This window comes from Chromohalobacter sp. 48-RD10 (assembly GCF_029889785.1).
Taxonomy (GTDB): domain Bacteria; phylum Pseudomonadota; class Gammaproteobacteria; order Pseudomonadales; family Halomonadaceae; genus Chromohalobacter.
Genome location: NZ_JARANX010000069.1, coordinates 1 through 3,040, shown reverse-complemented (window position 1 = coordinate 3,040; position 3,040 = coordinate 1). Strand labels below are relative to the sequence as shown.

Genomic DNA, 3,040 nt, shown 5'->3' with positions numbered 1-3,040 from the left:
GACCATTCTCTCCATCGGCATGCTCGGGCTCGCTGCCATGCAACTCAACTCGTTGCAGAACGCACGCGAGAGCCTCAACACAACACTCGCCACCATCATGGTCCGAGACATGAACGAACGCGCCTGGGCGCATAGTGAGGAAGCTTGTGAAAAGCTTGAAGGTTCTGAAGAACTCTTGAGTGGGTGGCAGAAAGATGTCGCTAAGGTTGATGGCCTGCCTTCTCCCAATGGGAGTTGGGAAGATATCGGCGATGGCCTTTATGACCTCGAGATTACATGGCAGGGCCAAGGAGGCTCGGATGGCGTGAACTTAGTGGCCTTTTTGCCGTGTGAGACGGAGGGCGAATGAATAACCGCCAACACCAAAGAGGCTTCACGCTGATCGAAATGATGATCAGCATGTTTATCGGCCTCATTATCCTTGGTGGTACTATCACGGCTTATCAGACGATCAGCGATGTGCGCGAATATCGTGATAACAACGACAAGCTGCAAGATGAGCTGATGTATATACACAGGGAGCTGTCTTCTACGGTCAAGGTGGCGAAGTCTGTCAAGATAGAAAAAAGTAATAACGGAAATAAGCTTTTTTTGGCGTCGTCAGAATCGGTAGAGAATGGAATAACCTGTCCGGGCAGAGGCGATAAAGGAAAAGGTAAGGATGTTACCTGGTCGATTGGAGACGATGGTAATGAACTTGTGTGTCAACATGGCAGCAATGATCCTATAATCGACCTTTCGTCTAAAGGCGAGGTTGGCATAGAATCGGTTGTTTTTTGCAGCCTGCCACATAAAAATAAAGAAAAATGTGATGTGGGTAAGAGCCCGGAAGGTGTTTTTGTTATCATTGATTATTATGATAGAAATTGCAATCCAAATGATGAGGGGTGTAATAGTAAAGCCCTGTCTTTTTATTTGGCTACACGTAATATCAATGATTCCGATAAGCCTAAAGAGAATGAATAATGAAAACACCTAAGCAGTCTGGATTCGTGCTTGTCGTGGGTTTGATGTTGCTGACGGTGGCGTCCGGGGCTGTCGTGTCCAGCATGTCTGTCAATAAATACCAGGAACGCCAGGCAGGCAATTACCTGCGTGCCAATAACTATGAAGCTGGGGCGGATGAAGCTTTTCGGCGATTTGAAAATAAAGATAAAAGTGCTGGTTTAGATAAAGAGAAAAGTTGGAGGGTCGAGGTTGAGAATAAGGTAAGCGAGGTTCTTGAGAAAGAGGATGTTGAGAACACAAAGCCTATTATTTCGCATGAAGACTATGAAGACCTTCTTTCGTTGTCCGTTGAGAAGCGCGAAAGCAGGGCTAAGAAAATTGCAGAGTTGCGCGTTCGGGGAAGTAGCGATAATAGTGACGAGAAACCTGGCGATGAAGAGATAAGGTACTCTTTTACTCAGCCCGGAATTAAAAAAGTTGTCAAGCTCAGCGGCGATAGAGTGCAGGTGGTTTTTTGGGGGCGGAGAGCGCTTGGAAGTAATAGCGGTATCGATTATGGCAATAGACGAGATGTTTTGCGTGCCGTTTATTCTATAGGTGGTTCTCCAGGCGATTCAGGCGGTCCCTCAAAAGGCCCAGTGGTTGGTTGCGAAGCGATTAAGTTCAATGGTGGAGGGAAAATCAATGGTGATGTTCGGACGTTGCAGCCGGGTGCTGGGGTGAGTCTTAGCGGCGGTACCAGCGTTGATGGCGATGTCACGACAGTGGGAGAAGTGACCACCAGTGGCAGTTCTAGTGTCGCTGGGGATATTCATGCCAATGGCGATGTTACCAGTAATTCTGCGGCAGTATATGGTGGTTCCATCGCTATCACGGGCAGCGTTTTCTTTGAAAATTCGGCGACTATCAAGGGCGATGTCTCGGCCAATGGTGATGTTGTATTTAACAATGCTGCGACGGTCGAAGGTAATGTTTCGGCAGGCGGTAAGGTCATATTTGTCAACAGTTCGGCTTCCGTGGGCGGCAATATCGAATCGCAAGAAGAGATTCAAAATAACCATGCCAGCTGGAAGGCAGATGAGGAGTATGTTGGCGGTTCGATCAAGATCGGCAGTCATACACTGATCTCTTCGGTGAATGGCGGTGAATGCAATCTGCAAGTTTTCTCCGATAATAAAAACACCCTCGCTGAGGAAATGGATAGCCTGCTTGCAACAGTGGCCACTGATGCAATGGGGACCAATAAGGATATCGTCGTGGGTAATTACCCGATAGGAGATGGTGCGTTGACCCCCAACGGTCTCATGGCCTTCGATAAGACTTGGAATGTTGAGAAAGATGTAATCCTGGCAGAGGCGACCACGGCCGACATGCCAAGCTTCGACAAACCGGTGTCCGTTGTCCGCACGCGGGATCTTACTCTTAAGAATGGTGAACTAAATGTTAGTGGGGGCGACGTGGTGTTGCTGGTTGATGGCGATCTCACCCTTGGATCCGGCGAAGGAAAAGGGCTGACCATTGATCAAGGCAGTACGCTGACGATTTTCGTGACCGGCGAGACTCACATCAAGAGCTCCACCCAAATGGCGAGCGTGCAGGCCACGACCAATGGGCGTTCCACCTTGTCTCTTTACTCCACCCATGAGGATAGTGGCTTTTACAGCAAAGGTGTGTTGATCGACGGCAGTGCCCAGGCGCTGGCAAATGTCTATGCGCCGTATGCAAACGTTTCCGTCACTGCCGGCGGTGGTCTACGCGGTTCGGCAAGAGGTAAGACCGTTACTGTCGATGGCGGTGGGGAAATCGAGTATGTGCCCAGGTCGACCTCAGGAGTCGGTGACGGAAGTGGTGAAAACGGCGATGATAACTCCAGCGCCTCCGGTTGGTCTCTAGAAGGCTTGTCATACGGCAATGCGGACTGACTCATCGTGCGCAGGCAGCGTCTCCTGCAGGTAGGCGCTTGATGCGTACCCGACCGCCACGGCTCAGCACGATGCGGCGTGCCGGGGTCGTCGCCTTGGCCGTGCAGAGATAGAAACTGCCAATCTGGAAGCTGCCGGAGGCGCGGATCGAGTAGCCGTTCGGCGCGTAA

2 protein-coding genes and 1 pseudogene are annotated in these 3,040 nt (G+C 50.4%); all 3 read left to right on the top strand.

Features of this window, described 5'->3' with window-relative positions:
• Window positions 1-349, top strand: a pseudogene (locus tag OP496_RS16925) (hypothetical protein); the annotation flags it as partial.
• Complete coding sequence (locus tag OP496_RS16920) at window positions 346-966, top strand: prepilin-type N-terminal cleavage/methylation domain-containing protein (RefSeq protein WP_246894766.1); 621 nt, start codon at window positions 346-348, stop codon at window positions 964-966. The pseudogene OP496_RS16925 and the gene OP496_RS16920, both read left to right, overlap by 4 nt.
• Window positions 966-2,870 (top strand): polymer-forming cytoskeletal protein, encoded by a 1,905-nt coding sequence (locus OP496_RS16915; RefSeq protein WP_280564985.1) that lies wholly within the window; start codon window positions 966-968, stop codon window positions 2,868-2,870. Before OP496_RS16920 ends, OP496_RS16915 begins: the two co-directional genes overlap by 1 nt.
• Window positions 2,871-3,040 lie beyond the last annotated feature (170 nt).